The sequence below is a fragment of the Dokdonia sp. Dokd-P16 genome (genome assembly GCF_003095655.1).
GTDB lineage: Bacteria > Bacteroidota > Bacteroidia > Flavobacteriales > Flavobacteriaceae > Dokdonia.
Genome location: NZ_CP029151.1, coordinates 2167378 through 2184968, shown reverse-complemented (window position 1 = coordinate 2184968; position 17591 = coordinate 2167378). Strand labels below are relative to the sequence as shown.

Genomic DNA, 17591 nt, shown 5'->3' with positions numbered 1-17591 from the left:
GTTTTTTAATACTATCTAAAATCCAGATTAAATCTTTGATATTGTATCATTGGCTTTTGCAATTCCTTCTTCTAAATTGACATTAACTAAATCTGCTGCTATAAAGGTTACATCTGTAATCCCTAGAAAGCCTAAGAATGTTTTTAAATAGGGAGTTACAAAGTCTACTTCGCTACCTACTGGTGTTCCTCCAGTAGCTATAACCACATAAGCCTTCTTGTTTTTTAGAAGTCCTATAGGGCCTTCTGGTAAGTAGTTAAAGCTAATTCCAGCTCTAGAAATTAAATCTATATAGGTTTTCAAAGCAGCGGTGACGCTAAAGTTATACATAGGTGCCGCGATTATGTATGCATCTGCATTTGCAAATTCTATTGCGAGTTCATTACTTCCTGCTACAGCCGCTATTTGAGCATCGGTTTGCATTTCTGGCGGAGTGAAATAGCCATTGTACCGATCTTCATTCCCTAGTGTAATTAGCTCGTCATAATATAAATCTCTATGATTTGTTATTTTGTTTCCAGATGCCTCCAGTTTTTGTTGAAGAACATCTGCGAGTTGGCGGCTTACACTACCATCTCTTCTTGGACTACTATCTATTCTTAATATATTCATTGTATTTTCTTTGTTGCTTGTATTTAAGTATTGTCGGTTAAAATAAGGCTAGCTTACGTTTTGATTAGTTACATATGTCCTAGTACTTCTACCTTAACTAATCGTTGAAAAAAAATTGTTTGATGATTTTTATGAGAAACATCTCCCCTAGCCCCTCTTCAAAGAGGGGAACACTCAACCGAACTTTTATTTTGCGAAGCAGAACACCAGCAACAGTGTCCCTCTTTGAAGAGGGAGTCAGGGAGATGTCCGCAAATAATCACAAACAAAAAAAACGACAGCTCTCGCTGTCGTTTTTAAATTCTATATAAGGTATGTCATTTACTGACGTGCAGCTGGAACCTCATCCACATAAGTAGAACCTACTCCTGGCTCATCTTGTGGAAGCTCGTCTTTTGAAGCTAGGTAACGTTCTGCATCTAGTGCAGCCATACATCCTGTTCCGGCAGCGGTGATTGCTTGACGGTACACGTGATCTGCTGCATCTCCAGATACAAATACTCCTGGTACGTTTGTTTTAGAAGTTCCTGGGGTGTTGATTATATATCCAGTCTGATCTAATTTTAAATACTCCTTAAATATATCTGTGTTAGGCTTGTGTCCAATAGCTACAAAGAATCCAGTTGCAGCAATATCATGCTCTTCACCAGTTACATTATTCTTTACTCTCGCTCCTGTCACACCTACATCGTCACCTAATACCTCAACAGTTTCTGTGTTGAAAAGGATCTCAATATTTTCTGTTTTCTTAACACGAGCAGCCATAATTTTTGATGCTCTAAACTCGTCGCGACGCACGAGCATTGTAACTTTCTTACATAATTTAGAAAGGTAGTGTGCTTCCTCACAAGCGCTATCTCCAGCACCTACGATTACAACTTCTTGCCCACGGTAAAAGAATCCGTCGCAAACGGCACAGGCAGATACACCTCCACCCATTTTTAAATATTTCTGCTCAGAAGGTAATCCTAAATATTTTGCACTCGCTCCTGTAGAGATAATGATTGATTCTGCGTGTATTTCCTTTTCTCCGTTGATCCACGCTTTGTGTACATCTCCAGAAAAATCTACTTTAGTCACCCATCCGTCACGTACATCTGTATCAAAACGTTGTGCTTGTTTCATTAACTGCACCATCATTTCTGGTCCAGTCACACCATCTACATAACCAGGGAAGTTCTCCACCTCGTTTGTCGTGGTAAGCTGTCCTCCTGGCTGCTGCCCTTGGTAAAGAACTGGTGCCATATTTGCACGTGCTGCATAAATTGCTGCGGTATATCCCGCTGGTCCTGAACCTATGATAAGGCATTTTACTTTTTCTACTGACATACTATATTATTTTTAAGCTTTCGCGAAAGCGTAATTAACACTTTTACAATCGCACAATTCTTATTAATATTCACATTACAAAAGTAGGTTTTACAAGCCAAACCTTACAATCAAGTTATCAAGAAAACGAATGGCTTTATCACCAAAAGTGATATAACTGACTACAAGCTTACCCTTGCGTAAATTAAAGATAAGATTCTAATTAATAACAAGTGTTTGCAAATTGTTAATACATCATAGAGTGTGGTGATAATTCTGTAATTTGCCATTAAAATCAGATACTATGAAAAGTCGTTTTACTTATATCTTATTATTATTTGTTGCGAGTGTGGCTTGCGCGCAAGAAACTAGAGAAAATGATGTTCCATTAACCTCAAACCTAGATTACACCTACGAGATAATTGTTCCAGAACTTACAAACCCTTGGGGGCTCGTAGTATTACCAGATGAGTCTATGCTTATCACTGAAAAAAGTGGAGAACTCATACACTTTAAGGATGGCAAGAAAACAATGATTACTGGAGCTCCAGAGGTGGTGACACGTAATCAGGGTGGTTTACTTGACATACGCTTGCATCCAGACTATGCGACTAATGGCTGGATATACATCACATACTCATCACCAGAAGGCGAAGAGGATGGGGCGATGACAGCACTTATGAGAGCAAAATTAAAAGACGGCGCGCTTGCCGAGAAGAAGGTATTATATAAAGGAAGCCCAAATACAAGAAAGGGCCACCACTTTGGCAGTCGTGTGCGTTTTGATAAGGATGGATACCTCTACTTTTCTATAGGAGATCGTGGTGAAAGAGATCAAAATCCTCAGGATATTACGCGTGATGGAGGGAAGATTTATAGACTTAATGCAGATGGAAGCATCCCTACTGATAATCCTTTTGTAGGTCAAGACGGAGCAAAAGAGGCTGTTTTCTCTTACGGACATCGTAATCCGCAAGGAATGACAGTGCATCCTGAGACAGGTAAGATATGGATACACGAGCACGGACCACGTGGTGGGGATGAGATTAATATCCCTGAGGCTGGTAAAAACTTTGGGTGGCCAGTAATCTCTTACGGTATTAATTACAGCGGAACTACGTTTACAGAAATTTCGGAAAAAGAGGGAATGGAGCAACCGGTGTATTACTGGGTTCCTTCTATCGCTCCTTCAGGGATGACTTTTGCAACCAACACTGGTGATGCAAAACTTGATGGTAACTTATTAATAGGTTCGCTTAAATTTGAATACCTGGAACTTGCCATTTTAGAAAATGACAAGGTGGTTGCTCGTGAGAAGTTACTAGAAGATGTAGGTCGTGTGCGCAATGTGATTAATCACAATGGCACTATCTATGTAGGTGTAGAAGGAAAAGGAATCCTTAAACTAGTTAAGAAATAATGAAGCTACTTATAAGTTTATGTACGGCAGGAGTTAGTGTTTTACTATTTTTCGCGAAAGCGGAAAAAGAAGTTTACACCTCTCAAGACCCACTTGCCGAGTCTATAGAACGTGGTGCAGAGGTGTACCAAGACTTTTGTATACAATGTCACTTAGGCAAAGGAGAAGGCGTAGCAGGAACTTTCCCACCGCTGGCAGGTTCAGACTGGCTCACAGAAGATCGTTATAAAGAGGCAATTAAAGCTGTAAAATATGGACAGCAAGGACCTATTACTGTAAACGGTGTTGACTATAATGGCGTGATGGCAAACCTAGAACTTTATGAAGATGAAGTGGCAGATGTGATGAACTACATTATGAATAACTGGGGAAACACTCAAAAAGAAATGATTACCGAAGAAGAGGTGAAAGCTATCTCAAAATAAAACCAAGAGATTTTATTTCTTAATTAATGTAAATAGTTGTCTTGATTTTACTGGTGTAATCCACTACTTTATAAAATATCGATGAGCCGAGAATATTCTTCTCGGCTTTTTCATTTCTAATCCATTTCAATTACCCATTTTAAATTGTATTTTTACCTCCTAATCGTCCTCAAATTTTATGGGTAAAATAATTGCTATTGCAAACCAAAAAGGTGGTGTAGGCAAGACCACTACTTCTGTTAATCTCGCTGCCTCACTAGGCGTGCTAGAGAAAAAAGTACTCCTTATTGACGCAGATCCTCAGGCTAATGCAACCTCTGGACTAGGCATTGATGTAGAAACCGTAGAGGTAGGAACATACCAACTACTAGAGCATACTAATAATGCAGAGGAGGCGATTATAAAGACGTCTTCACCTAACCTTGATATCATTCCTGCACACATTGACCTTGTTGCTATAGAAATAGAACTTGTAGATAAGGAGGCTCGTGAGTACATGATGAAGAAAGCGATAGGTCACCTTAGAGATAAGTATGACTACATACTTATAGATTGCGCACCATCACTGGGCTTACTTACACTTAATGCGCTTACAGCGGCAGATTCTGTAATTATCCCAATTCAATGCGAGTATTTTGCACTAGAGGGATTAGGGAAATTGTTAAACACTATAAAAAGTGTTCAAAAGATTCACAACCCAGATTTAGATATCGAAGGGCTTTTACTCACAATGTTTGATTCAAGACTACGATTATCTAATCAAGTTGTTGAAGAGGTTCAAAAACATTTTAGTGAAATGGTTTTTGAGACAATCATACAACGTAACGTACGTTTAAGTGAGGCACCTAGTTATGGTGAAAGTATTATTAACTACGATGCAGCAAGTAAAGGAGCAACTAATTACTTGAGCCTAGCTCAAGAACTTATTACAAAAAATAATAGCTAGAATGGCTAAAGCAACAAAAAAACAAGCGCTAGGTCGCGGACTTTCGGCATTACTCAAAGATCCAGAAAACGACATTAAGAGTGCCGAAGATAAAAATGCAGACAAGGTTGTAGGTAATATCATCGAGCTCGATCTAGGTGATATTGATGTTAATCCTTTTCAACCTCGTACAAGCTTTAATGAGGAAACTTTAAGAGAGCTTGCTTCATCTATACGCGAACTAGGCGTTATACAGCCTATTACGGTGCGTAAGATGAGTTTCGGAAAGTACCAATTGGTTTCTGGAGAGCGTCGTTACAGAGCTTCAAAGTTAATAGGTAATGCTACCATTCCTGCATACATACGTATTGCAAATGATAATGAGAGTCTCACGATGGCTCTTGTTGAAAATATACAGCGACAAGATCTTGACCCTATAGAAATCGCACTTTCTTACCAGCGATTAATTGATGAAATTAACCTTACGCAGGAACAAATGAGTGATCGCGTGGGTAAAAATAGATCTACAATCACAAATTACTTACGTTTATTAAAACTAGATCCTATTGTACAAACGGGAATGCGTGATGGCTTCTTGTCTATGGGACACGGTCGCGCACTTATCAATGTAGATGATACTAGTGACCAGCTAGATATTTATGAAAAAATCTTACAAGAAAAACTTTCGGTAAGACAGACTGAGGCACTGGTAAAGAATTACCATGCTACCTCTACTATTGAAACACCTACAGAGCAAAAGGAAGAAACTCCTAAGTTCATTAAAAAAGGAACTAAAGACTTTGCCGAGTACTTTGGAGCAAAAGTAGATATCAAAGTGGCAAAAAATGGTCGCGGAAAAATTTCTATTCCTTTTTCTTCAGAAGAGGACTTTAATCGCTTACAGAAACTAATTAGAGGTGAAAAATAACAAATACCTCTTACTGGTTTTTTTATTGTGTTTTTACGCTTTCGCGAAAGCGCAACAAGACGCTCCTGCAGAAACTATCATAGATGCAGATGAGGTAGAAGGCGTATCTAGCAAAAAACCTTACGACCCATTGAGACCGGCTAAAGCCGCCTTTTACGGTGCCGTACTTCCTGGTCTAGGTCAAATTTATAATAAAGATTACTGGAAACTTCCATTAGTATATGGAGCTCTGGGCTCTACCATATATGGTGTCTCCTTTAATGGTAATCAATCAGAACGTTTTAGAACAGCCTTTAAGGAAAGACTCGCTGGTCGTATAGACGAGTTTACCAGAATCAATGAAGATGGTACTACTACCGAAATCTTTTCTGATGATGCACTTATTAATGGTCAAGATCAATTTAGAAGAAGAAGAGATCTTTTTATCTTAGTTTCGGCTGGGGTTTATATTCTCCAGATTATAGAGGCAAATGTGGATGCACACTTATCACAATATGATGTGGATGATGATTTGACCTTTGGTCCAGCACTTTATTTTGACGACTTAGGGCAGACCATGAATTATGGACTCTCTTTTAATTACAAGTTTTAGTATATGAAAATAGCACTCCTAGGCTATGGGAAAATGGGTAAAACCATTGAAAGCATTGCAACAGATAGAGGTCACGAGATTGTAGCAAGAGTAAACTCTCCTGAGAGCTTTACACTAGCAGATGCAGATGTTGCGATTGACTTTAGCATTCCAGATAGCGCTGTAGATCATCTTACAAAATGTTTTGAAGCAGGAGTACCCGTTGTTTCTGGGACTACAGGTTGGCTAGACAACTATCAAGATATGGTTGCTTTTTGCACTAAAAACAAAGGTGGATTTATTTACGCTTCAAACTTTAGCGTAGGCGTTAATTTATTTTTTGAATTTAATAGAAAATTAGCAGCTATCATGGCGCCTCATAAAGACTATAAAGTCGATATGACGGAGATACACCACACTCAAAAACTAGACGCACCTAGCGGCACCGCTATTACACTAGCAGAAGGTATTATTGAAGCATCAGATTATACAGCTTGGGATCTCAATGAAGGACAGAACATACAAGAAGATCACCTCCCAATTTCTGCCGAAAGGGAAGGGACTGTGCCCGGCACACATATTATCAACTACAAAAGTGAGATAGACACAATCACCCTAAGCCACGAAGCACACTCTAGACATGGATTTGCTTTAGGAGCCGTAGTTGCAGCAGAATGGTTACAAGGAAAACAAGGAGTTTTCACTATGAGAGACGTTTTAGGTCTTTAACTTGTAACATTATCTAATAACGTAAGACCAACTTACAGATTCAAAATATTACAGATGACACTTATACAATGGTTTATATTTTTTCTAATCGTTCAAGCAGTACACTTTGCTGGAACTTGGAAACTCTACGTACGCGCTGGTCGTAAGGCATGGGAAGCAGCAGTACCAGTTTACAATGCCGTAGTACTCATGGGTATTATAAACCGTCCTAAGTGGTGGACAATTTTGTTATTTGTACCTATCGTAAACCTTATTATGATACCTGTCGTATGGGTAGAGACTGCTAGATCATTTGGCTTTAACACGTTTAAAGATACAGCGCTTACGGTGCTCACAGGAGGATTGTATTTATACTACATCAATTATGCAACAGATGCTCCACACAAACACGATAGAGATATTAATCCTAAATCGTCTAGTGGAGAATGGACAAGTTCATTGCTGTTTGCAATAGTAGCTGCGACATTAGTGCATACATATTTCATGCAACCTTTTGTAATCCCATCTTCATCACTAGAGAAAACATTACTTGTAGGCGATTGGTTATTCGTAAGTAAATTTCATTACGGAGCGAGAACACCTATCACTACCGTAGCAACACCTATGCTACATGACACCATTTACGGTACAAAAACCAAGAGTTACTTATCGAGACCACAATTACCTTACTTTAGACTTCCTGGTTTTCAAGATATCAAGCGTAATGATATTGTAGTTTTTAACTGGCCAGTTGATACGCTTACAGATATTACACCTGGGCACATGCGTGGTAGCGTGCGCAAGCCTATTGATAAGAAGTCTAACTATGTGAAGAGAGCTGTAGGAGTGCCTGGAGATTCTCTAGAAGTACGCGATGGTTATGTATTTATTAATGGTGAACAAAATGATCTTCCTGATCGCGCGCGAATTCAGTTTAGCTATAAGATTGTATCTAAGGAGCTACTCGTAAAACGCGCTACAGATGTAAATGGGAATTATGTAGTACCTACAGATCTAGTGAATGGTCGCTATGAGATTTCTGATATTTATTTATCTGGAGCAGAAGGACCGAATGGACCTTATGAACACATGGCACACGCAAGTGAGGCAGCCATTGAAAAATTAAAAAACAATGCTAATATCATAAGTGTTGAACGCACACAATATGATGTTAGAGAAAATAACACAGGGATCTTTGGAGCTATGCCAGGCCGAGCTTCTAGTGTAGATAACTTTGGACCTATTTACATTCCAGAAGAAGGTACAACGGTAGCTATAAACTCAGAAAGTCTTCCTTATTACCAGCGTATTATTGAAGTGTATGAAGGTTATGAAATGGGTAGAGAACGTGAAATCACGGTTAACGGCAATCAGATATTAATGAATGGCAAGCCTCTTACCGAGTATACTTTTGAGCAAGATTATTATTGGTTAATGGGTGATAACCGTCACAACTCGCAAGATGCGAGAGCGTGGGGTTACGTTCCTTTTAATCACGTAGTAGGTAAGCCTGTGTTTGTATGGTTTAGTAAAGACGCAAACGTTCCTGGTTTTAACGGAATACGATGGGATCGTGTATTTACAACCGTAGGTGGTAATGGACCTTTAGTAAGTTACCGCTACTGGTTTTTAGGAGCCTTATTATTATACATAGGATGGTCTTTCTTTAGAAAGAAAAAACAGGCTAAGAAGTAATTTATGAAACCAGCTCTTATTACCGTAGGCTACTGTGCTCCTATTATACAATACGCAGTAATTTATCAAACCGAACAACTTCACATTGAAGCTAAGGGGAATTTTCAAAAGCAATCGTACCGCACGCGTATGAAGATTGCTACATCTACTGGTGAGTTAACACTCATTATTCCTATTCTTCACCGAAAGGATAAGAGTGAGCGCCAGCAGTATTATGATGTGAAGATTGAGAATAAATTTCACTGGCAGCGTGATCACTGGAGGTCTCTTAAAATTGCATATCAAACCTCACCATACTTTGAGTATTATGAGGACGATTTTGAGCATTTATATCATACCACTTATGATAGCCTTATAGACTTTAACAACGCTTGTCATGCTGTTATTATGGAGTGCTTGCAATTAGAAATCACACCTATTCTTACTGAAGAGTTTTTTAAAAATCCTAAACAATTAGATTATAGACATCTCGTTCAAGCAAAAAAAGAACCGAGCTATCCTTTACCAGCATATCACCAACTCTTTAACGAGAATCATGGCTATTTATCTAACCTAACTATTCTTGACTTACTATTCAATCTCGGCCCTAGCGCACAAGATTATCTAGCTAAGGTTGACCTATCTAATGAGCTAGCATAAAAGTCGCCATAGAAGGCTTGTGATCACTTAAATCTACATCGTAGGTTTCAAAGTTTGTAACCGGTAAAGACTCATCTACTAAGATAAAGTCTATACGCAAAGGAATGATGTCAAACCAGAAGGTTGCTCCTGTTCCTGATCCCGCTTTCGCGAAAGCATCAATCTTATCACCTTTCACCTTGCGATACATATAAGAAGTAGCGCTGTTATTAAAATCGCCAGTTACGATAACCGGGTAAGGAGATGTAACTTCGCTATTTAAAAACTTAGCAACCTGAGTTTCTTGCTTTTCAAAAGCTTGACCTAATCTACCCAATAATTTTTTTGAGTTCTCCTTTTGCAAGTTTGCTAGATTAGGAGATAAACTGAATGATTGAAAATGCATATTATACACTCTTACTGTATCAGTAGCAGTCGCTATATCTGCGTAAATCCCATTATTACCTGTATTCTCAAAATCCAATGAACCACTATTGATAATTGGATATTTTGAAAAAATCACCTGACCGAAAGATTTGCTTGGTGATTTCATCACTTTATACTCATAGCGATAAACCCTTTCATCAGGTTTAAATCCTGGATAATATTCTTGAAAGGAAACGACATCGGGATCTTTATCTGAAATTAGCTGTATGGTACGTTCACCTACTTTCACCTCATCAGACCAACCATGAATGTTAAACTGTCGCACATTATAGGTAAGCACCTTTAATGTGGTTCCATCATCTATATCCTCACCTCCACCTATACGTACAAGAGAGAAAATATGTGTAATCCCTAAGGCTAGAATAATAGCAGATAATAACAATTGCTTCCTTCCTCTGAAAAGCCAATACATCAAGAATAAAAAGTTGATGATAAGCAATACAGGAAGCACAAGGCTAAGCACAGAAAGTGCTGGGAAAATGTGGGGAGGTATAAATGGTAATAAATAACTAGCTAGTAGGAGTACGGCAAATATGCTATTTACGAAGAAGATAATCTTACCGAAGAATTCGAGCTTTTTCATCTCTTATTCCTTACCGGCTTTAAATAAAAAGTCTTTCTCAGCCTTAGACAGACTGTCGTAACCACTTTTGCTAATTTTATCTAGAATAGCATCTATGCGTTGCTGCTGCTCAGATTTTGATCCAGTTGCAGTACTTCTGGTCTTAGAACCTGCATTCTTTGCTGTTCTATGTACCGTGCGTAGTGGAGATTTCTTTTCTTTTTTAGGTGTTTTAGTAAACCAACTTGTCACTGAATCCATTATTTTTTCAAACCACAATCCAATATCATTACCTTTAAGTAATTGCTTTGCATATATAAACCCAAAAGCCGCACCACCTAAGTGAGATATTAATCCGCCAGCGTTTCCAGAATCTAGCATTAATAGGTCTCTAAGCACTACAAATACTGCAATCCACCATAGCTTGATGTTAAATGTAAATATCCTTATCTCTGCATTAGGTGTGTATGTACCTATGAAGACTACAATTGCATTTACAGCTGCACTCGCACCTAGTAACACACCTGTTCCTCTAAATGCCGGAAGTACATTATATAATAATGCAAAAAGTGTTCCTCCAGCGATAGCTCCTAAGAGGTAAATTGCTATAAATTTCTTTTCAGAAAAAATGTTTAATACAAACCTTGAGAAAACATAAAGCCAGACCATATTCCAGAATAGATGTCCAAAACCAGCATGTAAAAAAGCATACGTAAGTATACTCCACGGCTGCTGTAAGAATCTCACAAAGTCTGATGGCAATACAAAGTATCTACTAAAGAAATCTGATCCTAAACCAGATATCCATGGAACGATATTAAAAAGTAAGTACACAGCTACATTGATTACAATCAATTTGATTGCAATGTTTGCGGTACTATATTTATATGCTAGTGATGTATTTGCCATATGTAAAAATCAATATTGACCTAATCCTTGTTTCTTCCAGTAGAACATCATTACAAACCCAAATAAAGCACCTCCAAAGTGAGCCCAATGTGCAATGTTTGCCCCAAAAATTGAGAAACCAGTTACACCAGAAAATAAATCTATCCCTACAATGATAGGGATAAAGTATTTTGCCTTGATAGGAACAGGAATAAATAATAATCCCAATGAAGCATTAGGAAATAACATCCCAAACGCTACCAAAAGCCCCATTATTGCACCTGAAGCTCCTACTGCGGGAACATAGAATGAGTTATATAACTCCTGCCCTAATTCGAGTGGTATTTTCCCTGCATTTACATATCCATTAAGAGACGACAAACTAGTAGTCATCTCTTTTATCTGGCTTGCATTAAAACCTAAAGCCATTATAGCATCACTCGCGCTATTAAAATGATAATAGTTGACGAGTGTATGTATCAGAGCTGCTCCAAGACCTGCCGAAAAATAAAAGAATATAAATCGCTTTTGTCCAAGTGCATTTTCTATGGGGCTTCCAAACATCCAAAGTGCATACATATTAAAAATTATGTGCATAGGGCTCCCCATATCATGCATAAACATATGCGTAAGTGGTTGCCACACTTGCCAGCTAGGATGCTCTACAAACCACAATGCAAATAGTTGCATCGCTGGATCTGGTTTAATAATAAACAGAGATCCTAGATAGAAAATCACATTAACTATCAGTAGTATTTTTACTGTTTCAGTTATTCTTCCCATACCTACTTAAATTTTCTTTCTAAGTCTTCACTTGTCATTGTCACAAACGTCTTGCGATTAGTAGGTGAAATACTCGGTTCTTTACAAGCAAAAAGGCTATTTACTAGATGCTCTCTAGATGCACTATCTAATGAAACGCCACCTTTTACAGCTAGACTTTTTGCCATACTCTTGGCTAGTGTATCCGTTTGACTAAAGCCACTATCTGGCACCTCATTTTCAAGATCACTTAATAATTGATCTATTACCACTGGCACTTGGCTCTCTGTGATAGAAGTAGGAATTCCGTTTATTTCAAGAATATCTCCGCTTATAGTCCCAAAGATAAAACCTGTGTTTTCTAGACCAGCTTTGAGTTCTTCTATAAGCGCTAGCTCTGTAGTACTGTAAGCTAGCGTTAAAGGAAATAACAACTGCTGACTTACAGATTCCTTTACCGTGATGTTGCGCAAGAACTCTTCATAAAGGACACGCTGGTGCGCTCTATGCTGATCTATAATCACCATCCCACTTTTGATGGTACTAACTATATACTTATTATTAAGTTGATAGGTAGATGATTCATTTTGAGAAGACGAAGTCGGGGTACTATGCTTAGCACCATTAAGTCCGCTCTCAAACATATCTGGAGTACTCACCTCTTTCTCAAAAGTCATCGTACTTGTTGCAGTTGCCTGAGATTCCATCCCTTCATACATATTCTCCCACCCAGCAGCACTAGGTTTCTCAAATTCTGGACGTTGCGCTCCACGTTTTGGTGGTGCTACGTTTTCAAAAGGATTAAATGTTCGGTCTACTTCTATCTTAGGCGTTACAATACCCTTGTTTTTATAATCATAAGGAGTATCAAGTTCGCTATCGCGATTAAAATCGAGCACCGGCGCAATACTAAATTGCCCTAAACTATGCTTGATGGTACTACGCAGCATTGCATATAATGCATGCTCATCATCAAACTTTATCTCTGTCTTGGTAGGGTGTATATTGATATCAATCGTACTTGGATCTACCTTTAAATATAAAAAGTAACTTGCTCTCGCTCTATCTGGCAAAAGTCCATCAAAAGCTGCCGTTACAGCATGATTAAGATATGGACTTTTTATAAAGCGATCATTTACAAAGAAAAACTGCTCCCCTCGTGTCTTCTTAGAAAACTCAGGTTTTACTACAAATCCGTTTATGGTAAGAATGTCTGTCTCTTCTTGAACAGGAACTAATTTCTCATTAGTCTTACCTCCAAAAATAGCCACAATACGTTGTTTGAGATTCCCTTGTGGTAATTGAAACAACTCGCCCTCATTGTGATACATTGCAAAAGCAATATCTGGATGTGCTAGTGAAACTCGTTGAAACTCGTCAATTACATGACGTAGCTCAACACTATTAGATTTTAAAAAATTACGTCTCGCTGGGATATTAAAAAATAGATTTTTTACAGAAAGCGAAGTTCCCTTAGGCGTAGCACAAACCTCTTGTGCATTAATTTTACTACCTTCTATCTCTATGCGCGTTCCTACCTCTGCTCCTTCTGGACGCGTCTTAAGTTCTACGTGAGCAACTGCCGCAATAGATGCGAGTGCTTCCCCACGAAAACCTTTTGTGTTTAAATTGAATAAATCATCTGCTGTAGTAATCTTAGATGTCGCGTGACGTTCAAAACTCATGCGAGCATCGGTATCACTCATTCCTTTTCCATCATCTATAATCTGGATTAGGGTTTTACCAGCATCTTTTACTATAAGTTTAATGGTAGACGCTCCTGCATCTATAGCATTCTCAAGTAATTCCTTAACCACAGAAGCTGGACGTTGCACAACTTCTCCCGCAGCGATCTGGTTTGCTACGTGATCGGGTAAGAGTTTAATAATGTCTGCCATTAGGACTTACGGTTATAGCGGATTTGTAAATATGGATAAGTCGAAGTCTATAATCCAAAGAAATAATAATACCATGAGAATGAATATAATGGCGATTGTACGGTTATATCCACCTTTACGACTTTCTTGGAGCTCGTCCCACGCAGTAGTAATTTTTTTCTTTAGCCCGCCGTTGTAGTCGAGCGTTTTACGGTGCTCATCAAAGCGCCCTTCTATCTTAAAAGGGCTCCCTTCCTTATCGCTATTATAATAGCGCGGCTCGTAACTATACTTCTTGTTTGTGCGTTTTATAATTCCCATAATACTATTGTTTCAAAGATACAATTTCGTATCCAAAAAGCGTACCGTTCCATTGATTCTCCCTAGAGAATTAAGAACAATCATATCAAAAGGAACCACAAATAGCACGACAACTACTATGAGATATAATAGATTGTTGTTTGTTTATTACGCTTTCGCGAAAGCGTAACCCTACAAAATTTAGAACTTTGCATCTTTTCTCAATTGCGCCATTTTTATAGCTGCAATTGCTGCTTCTGTTCCTTTATTGCCGTGTATACCGCCACTACGAGCTCTAGACTGCTCTATGTTATTATCTGTAAGTACACAGAAAATCACAGGAATATCTTGTTGCAAGTTCAGGTCCTTAATTCCTTGAGTCACTCCCTCGCATACGAAATCAAAATGCTTAGTCTCACCTTGAATCACGGTACCGATAACGATAACAGCATCTAGCATGTCATATGCCTGTGTCATCTTTTTAGCTCCATAGATGAGCTCAAAGGCTCCTGGAACATTCCAGCGTACAATATTGTCGTTAATTGCCCCACAATCCTTTAAAGCGTCAAATGCGCCTTTAAAGAGTCCTTCTGTGATCTCATCGTTCCACTCAGAAACAACAATCCCAAACTTGAAGTCTTTCGAGTTTGGGATGGTTGCTTTATCATAGGCCGAGAGGTTGTTACCTGCTGTTGCCATAATAGTAATTTATGTTATAGTACAAAGCGCTTTAAATGCGCTAGTCTATGTTATTTTGCTGCTTGCGCGCGACCTAAGTATAAGTCTACTTGACTTGCATACTCAGATGTTGCATACTCTTCTTTAATACGAGTAAGATGCTTCACTGCTGCATCCATCTTTCCTAGATCGATTGCTGCTACACCTGCTTTAAATAAGAAACGTGGTGTTGTAAAGTCATTTGCGTTCATCCCTGCTGCTTTCTCATAATAATCAAGAGCCTCATCTGCTTGACCTAGTTGCATGAATGCATCACCTATTGCTCCTTTTGCAAGTGGCGCTAGCATTTTATCATCACTAGAAAAATCTTGCAAGTGAGTAATTGCATTTTGATAATCTTTAATTTCAAGGTAAGACATCCCAGCATAATAGTGAGCAAGGTTACCAGAAGGAGTACCTCCATAGTTATCTGCTACATCTAGAAGACCGTACTTACCGTTCTTTCCATTAAGTGCCACCATGTATAGTGAATCTTTAACAGAAGTATTTGTTGCTTCCAGTGCTGTTGTAAAACTTTCTTGAGCAACTACAAGCTCATTTGCTGCTTCTGCTCTTGCAGGTTCTGCAACAAATTTACTGTATGCTAGGTACAATAAAGCAATCACAAGGATAGCTATGATAACTCCTATTACAGGTTTTTGGTTTTTTTCAAACCACTCCTCTGCTTTATTCGCTCCTTCATCTAGTGATCCAAAGACTTCAGCCGTTGTGCTTTCGCTATCATCTATAAACTCTTCAACTTCTTCCTTTTCAGGCTTTGTTTTCGATTTATATCCTCTTTTATTATATGTTGCCATATTTCGTCGTTTATTAGTCGGGCAAAAATATAATATTTATTGAATTATGAAAGGGAAATTAATGCTTAATTTTGAAGACCAATAAAGCACTATTACTAGATGTACTAAGCTTTTGTAAAAGCGTTGCACACCTACACCACCCTATGATTCTGAAATCTCTCTCTCTTATCAACTACAAGAATTTTGAGTCCAAGGACTTTACCTTTGATGCAAAAATAAATTGTTTCGTCGGAAATAACGGCGTGGGGAAGACTAATATACTCGATGCGATTTACCACTTATCCTTTGGTAAAAGCTACTTTAATCCGGTTACTAGTCAGAACATAAATCACAATGCAGACTTCTTTGTGGTTAATGGAGTTTACGACAAAGATAACCGAGAAGAGAAAGTTGTTGTAAGTGCAAAAAAAGGCAGCAAGAAAGTTATAAAACGCAATGCTAAGGTATACGAACGCTTTGCAGATCACATAGGTTTCTTACCACTTGTCATTATTTCTCCTGCAGATAGAGATCTAATTACCGAAGGAAGCGACACCCGTCGTAAATTTATAGACGGCGTAATCTCACAAAGTGACAAAAGTTACCTGTCTAACCTACTAGGATATACCAAAATACTTACCCAAAGAAATGCGCTGCTCAAATATTTTGCAGCAAATAGCACCTTTAATGCAGATACACTCGCTGTTTACAATGAACAACTAGAAGGCTTTGGAACTCCTATTTTTGAAAAGCGTAAACAGTTTTTAGAACGTTTTGCTCCTATATTTAACGAGCGCTACAAAGCGATAAGTGGCGGCACAGAGCATGTGACACTTACCTACAGCAGTACACTGAGTGACATGCCGCTCAAGCACTCTCTTACTAATTCGCTAGCAAAAGATCGATCCTTGCAATACACAAGCGTAGGTATTCATAAAGATGATCTCCAATTTGAAATTAACGGTCATCCCGTAAAGAAATTTGGAAGTCAAGGTCAGCAAAAATCATATCTCATTGCCTTAAAACTAGCGCAGTTTGACTTTATAAAACAAGAAAGTGGCACCACGCCGCTACTGCTACTTGATGATATTTTTGACAAGCTAGATGAAAGCCGCGTGCAACATATCATCGAACTAGTAAACACCAATGATTTTGGCCAACTATTTATAAGTGACACCCATCCGGAACGTACAGAAAGTGTGGTTAAAAATATTCATCAGAGTTATGAGCTTTTTCATCTGGAACGCGCTCTATAAGACATTCTTTTTATCGTATTTTGCATTTCAACTTTTACTACACTTTCGTGAAAAATTTATACCTACTACTCATTCTAGCCATCACTCTAGGCTGCACACAGTCTAATGAAGAAAAACTAAGCCACATAAGCGGTTATTGGGAAATAGCTTCTATTGAAAATCCAGCAGGACAAGTAAAAGAGTTCAGTATGAGTCAGAATATTGACTTCTTTGAAGTAAATGCAGACGGAAAGGGTGTTCGTAAAAAAGTACAACCTAACGTAGTAGGAGAGTTTACAACGTCTCAATCCAGCGAAAACATCAATGTAGTTTATAAGGATGATTTATTACTACTAGAATATGCTACCGCAATGGACACCTGGCAAGAAACTGTAAAGAAAGCAACTACAGATGAGCTTGTTTTAATCAATGAAGATGGACTCATATATACTTACAGAAAATACACACCCCTAGCACTCGATTAATGGCAAAAAGAAACACAGACCCTATATCTATAAGTCAAGCCTTAGGAGAATTTGTTGAAAAGAATAAACTCAACAAAGGAATGGATAAGGTAGATGTTGCTGGTGCATGGTTTGCACTCAATCCTGCTTTTGAGACCTACACTACTTCCATACGCTTTGAGAGGGAAACACTATTTGTAAACCTAAGCTCTTCTGTTTTTAGAGAAGAATTGTCTTATGGAAAGGAAAAAATACTCAAAATGATCAATGAAGAAATAGGTAGAGAGGTTGTAAAAAAGATTGTGTTGCGGTAAGCATCCGTAACAGATAAG

The 17591-nt window shown here is 38.3% G+C and carries 20 protein-coding genes; 11 read left to right on the top strand and 9 right to left on the bottom strand.

Features of this window, described 5'->3' with window-relative positions:
• Positions 1 to 27: 27 nt before the first annotated feature.
• A complete protein-coding gene (locus tag DCS32_RS09810) occupies positions 28 to 612 on the bottom strand; it encodes an FMN-dependent NADH-azoreductase (protein ID WP_108878104.1) in 585 nt (194 codons plus the stop codon).
• Positions 613 to 933: 321 nt separating this feature from the next.
• Positions 934 to 1941 (bottom strand): thioredoxin-disulfide reductase, encoded by a 1008-nt coding sequence (gene trxB, locus DCS32_RS09805; RefSeq protein ID WP_108878103.1) that lies wholly within the window; start codon positions 1939 to 1941, stop codon positions 934 to 936.
• 283 nt (positions 1942 to 2224) lie between these two features.
• On the opposite strand from trxB, the gene DCS32_RS09800 reads away from it, so the two are divergent.
• The 8 genes from DCS32_RS09800 (at position 2225) to DCS32_RS09765 (ending at position 9231) form a co-directional block, all read left to right on the top strand.
• Entirely contained in the window at positions 2225 to 3340 is a 1116-nt protein-coding gene (locus DCS32_RS09800; protein ID WP_108878102.1) for a PQQ-dependent sugar dehydrogenase, read from the top strand.
• Complete coding sequence (locus DCS32_RS09795; protein WP_108878101.1) at positions 3340 to 3765, top strand: c-type cytochrome; 426 nt, start codon at positions 3340 to 3342, stop codon at positions 3763 to 3765. Before DCS32_RS09800 ends, DCS32_RS09795 begins: the two co-directional genes overlap by 1 nt.
• 178 nt (positions 3766 to 3943) lie before the next feature.
• On the top strand, positions 3944 to 4711 hold the full coding sequence (locus DCS32_RS09790; protein WP_013749952.1) for a ParA family protein: 768 nt from the start codon (positions 3944 to 3946) through the stop codon (positions 4709 to 4711).
• A gap of 1 nt (position 4712) precedes the next feature.
• Positions 4713 to 5618: a ParB/RepB/Spo0J family partition protein gene (locus tag DCS32_RS09785; RefSeq protein ID WP_108878100.1), complete on the top strand. Its 906-nt coding sequence runs from the start codon at positions 4713 to 4715 to the stop codon at positions 5616 to 5618.
• Entirely contained in the window at positions 5608 to 6210 is a 603-nt protein-coding gene (locus DCS32_RS09780) for a DUF5683 domain-containing protein (RefSeq protein ID WP_108878099.1), read from the top strand. The genes DCS32_RS09785 and DCS32_RS09780 overlap by 11 nt, the downstream gene beginning before the upstream one ends.
• 3 nt (positions 6211 to 6213) lie before the next feature.
• Positions 6214 to 6918 (top strand): 4-hydroxy-tetrahydrodipicolinate reductase, encoded by a 705-nt coding sequence (gene dapB, locus DCS32_RS09775; protein ID WP_108878098.1) that lies wholly within the window; start codon positions 6214 to 6216, stop codon positions 6916 to 6918.
• Between the two features lie 54 nt (positions 6919 to 6972).
• Complete coding sequence (lepB, locus tag DCS32_RS09770; protein WP_108878097.1) at positions 6973 to 8592, top strand: signal peptidase I; 1620 nt, start codon at positions 6973 to 6975, stop codon at positions 8590 to 8592.
• Between the two features lie 3 nt (positions 8593 to 8595).
• Positions 8596 to 9231: a WbqC family protein gene (locus tag DCS32_RS09765; protein WP_108878096.1), complete on the top strand. Its 636-nt coding sequence runs from the start codon at positions 8596 to 8598 to the stop codon at positions 9229 to 9231.
• Here DCS32_RS09765 and DCS32_RS09760 read toward each other — a convergent pair.
• The 7 genes from DCS32_RS09760 to DCS32_RS09730 form a co-directional block, all read right to left on the bottom strand.
• The gene (locus DCS32_RS09760) at positions 9215 to 10240 is read right to left on the bottom strand and encodes an endonuclease/exonuclease/phosphatase family protein (protein ID WP_108878095.1); all 1026 of its coding nucleotides are present in this window, start codon (positions 10238 to 10240) and stop codon (positions 9215 to 9217) included. The two genes, DCS32_RS09765 and DCS32_RS09760, sit on opposite strands and share 17 nt — an antisense overlap.
• A gap of 3 nt (positions 10241 to 10243) precedes the next feature.
• Positions 10244 to 11128, bottom strand: coding sequence for a rhomboid family intramembrane serine protease (locus tag DCS32_RS09755; RefSeq protein ID WP_108878094.1), 885 nt, complete (start codon positions 11126 to 11128; stop codon positions 10244 to 10246).
• A 9-nt stretch (positions 11129 to 11137) separates the two neighbouring features.
• Complete coding sequence (locus tag DCS32_RS09750; protein ID WP_108878093.1) at positions 11138 to 11890, bottom strand: rhomboid family intramembrane serine protease; 753 nt, start codon at positions 11888 to 11890, stop codon at positions 11138 to 11140.
• A gap of 2 nt (positions 11891 to 11892) precedes the next feature.
• On the bottom strand, positions 11893 to 13767 hold the full coding sequence (mutL, locus tag DCS32_RS09745; RefSeq protein ID WP_108878092.1) for a DNA mismatch repair endonuclease MutL: 1875 nt from the start codon (positions 13765 to 13767) through the stop codon (positions 11893 to 11895).
• A 12-nt stretch (positions 13768 to 13779) separates the two neighbouring features.
• Positions 13780 to 14067, bottom strand: a complete 288-nt coding sequence (locus DCS32_RS09740; RefSeq protein ID WP_035334344.1) for a hypothetical protein — start codon at positions 14065 to 14067, stop codon at positions 13780 to 13782.
• Positions 14068 to 14247: 180 nt separating this feature from the next.
• Entirely contained in the window at positions 14248 to 14745 is a 498-nt protein-coding gene (gene ribH, locus DCS32_RS09735; RefSeq protein ID WP_108878091.1) for a 6,7-dimethyl-8-ribityllumazine synthase, read from the bottom strand.
• A 50-nt stretch (positions 14746 to 14795) separates the two neighbouring features.
• Positions 14796 to 15581 (bottom strand): tetratricopeptide repeat protein, encoded by a 786-nt coding sequence (locus DCS32_RS09730; RefSeq protein ID WP_108878090.1) that lies wholly within the window; start codon positions 15579 to 15581, stop codon positions 14796 to 14798.
• A gap of 143 nt (positions 15582 to 15724) precedes the next feature.
• On the opposite strand from DCS32_RS09730, the gene recF reads away from it, so the two are divergent.
• Genes recF through DCS32_RS09715 form a run of 3 tightly spaced genes read left to right on the top strand, consistent with a single transcriptional unit; the run spans position 15725 to position 17573 of the window.
• A complete protein-coding gene (recF, locus tag DCS32_RS09725; RefSeq protein WP_108879276.1) occupies positions 15725 to 16816 on the top strand; it encodes a DNA replication/repair protein RecF in 1092 nt (363 codons plus the stop codon).
• A gap of 47 nt (positions 16817 to 16863) precedes the next feature.
• Positions 16864 to 17280, top strand: coding sequence for a hypothetical protein (locus DCS32_RS09720; RefSeq protein ID WP_162533627.1), 417 nt, complete (start codon positions 16864 to 16866; stop codon positions 17278 to 17280).
• Positions 17280 to 17573 (top strand): DUF721 domain-containing protein, encoded by a 294-nt coding sequence (locus DCS32_RS09715; protein WP_108878088.1) that lies wholly within the window; start codon positions 17280 to 17282, stop codon positions 17571 to 17573. The genes DCS32_RS09720 and DCS32_RS09715 overlap by 1 nt, the downstream gene beginning before the upstream one ends.
• The last annotated feature ends 18 nt before the right edge of the window (positions 17574 to 17591 follow it).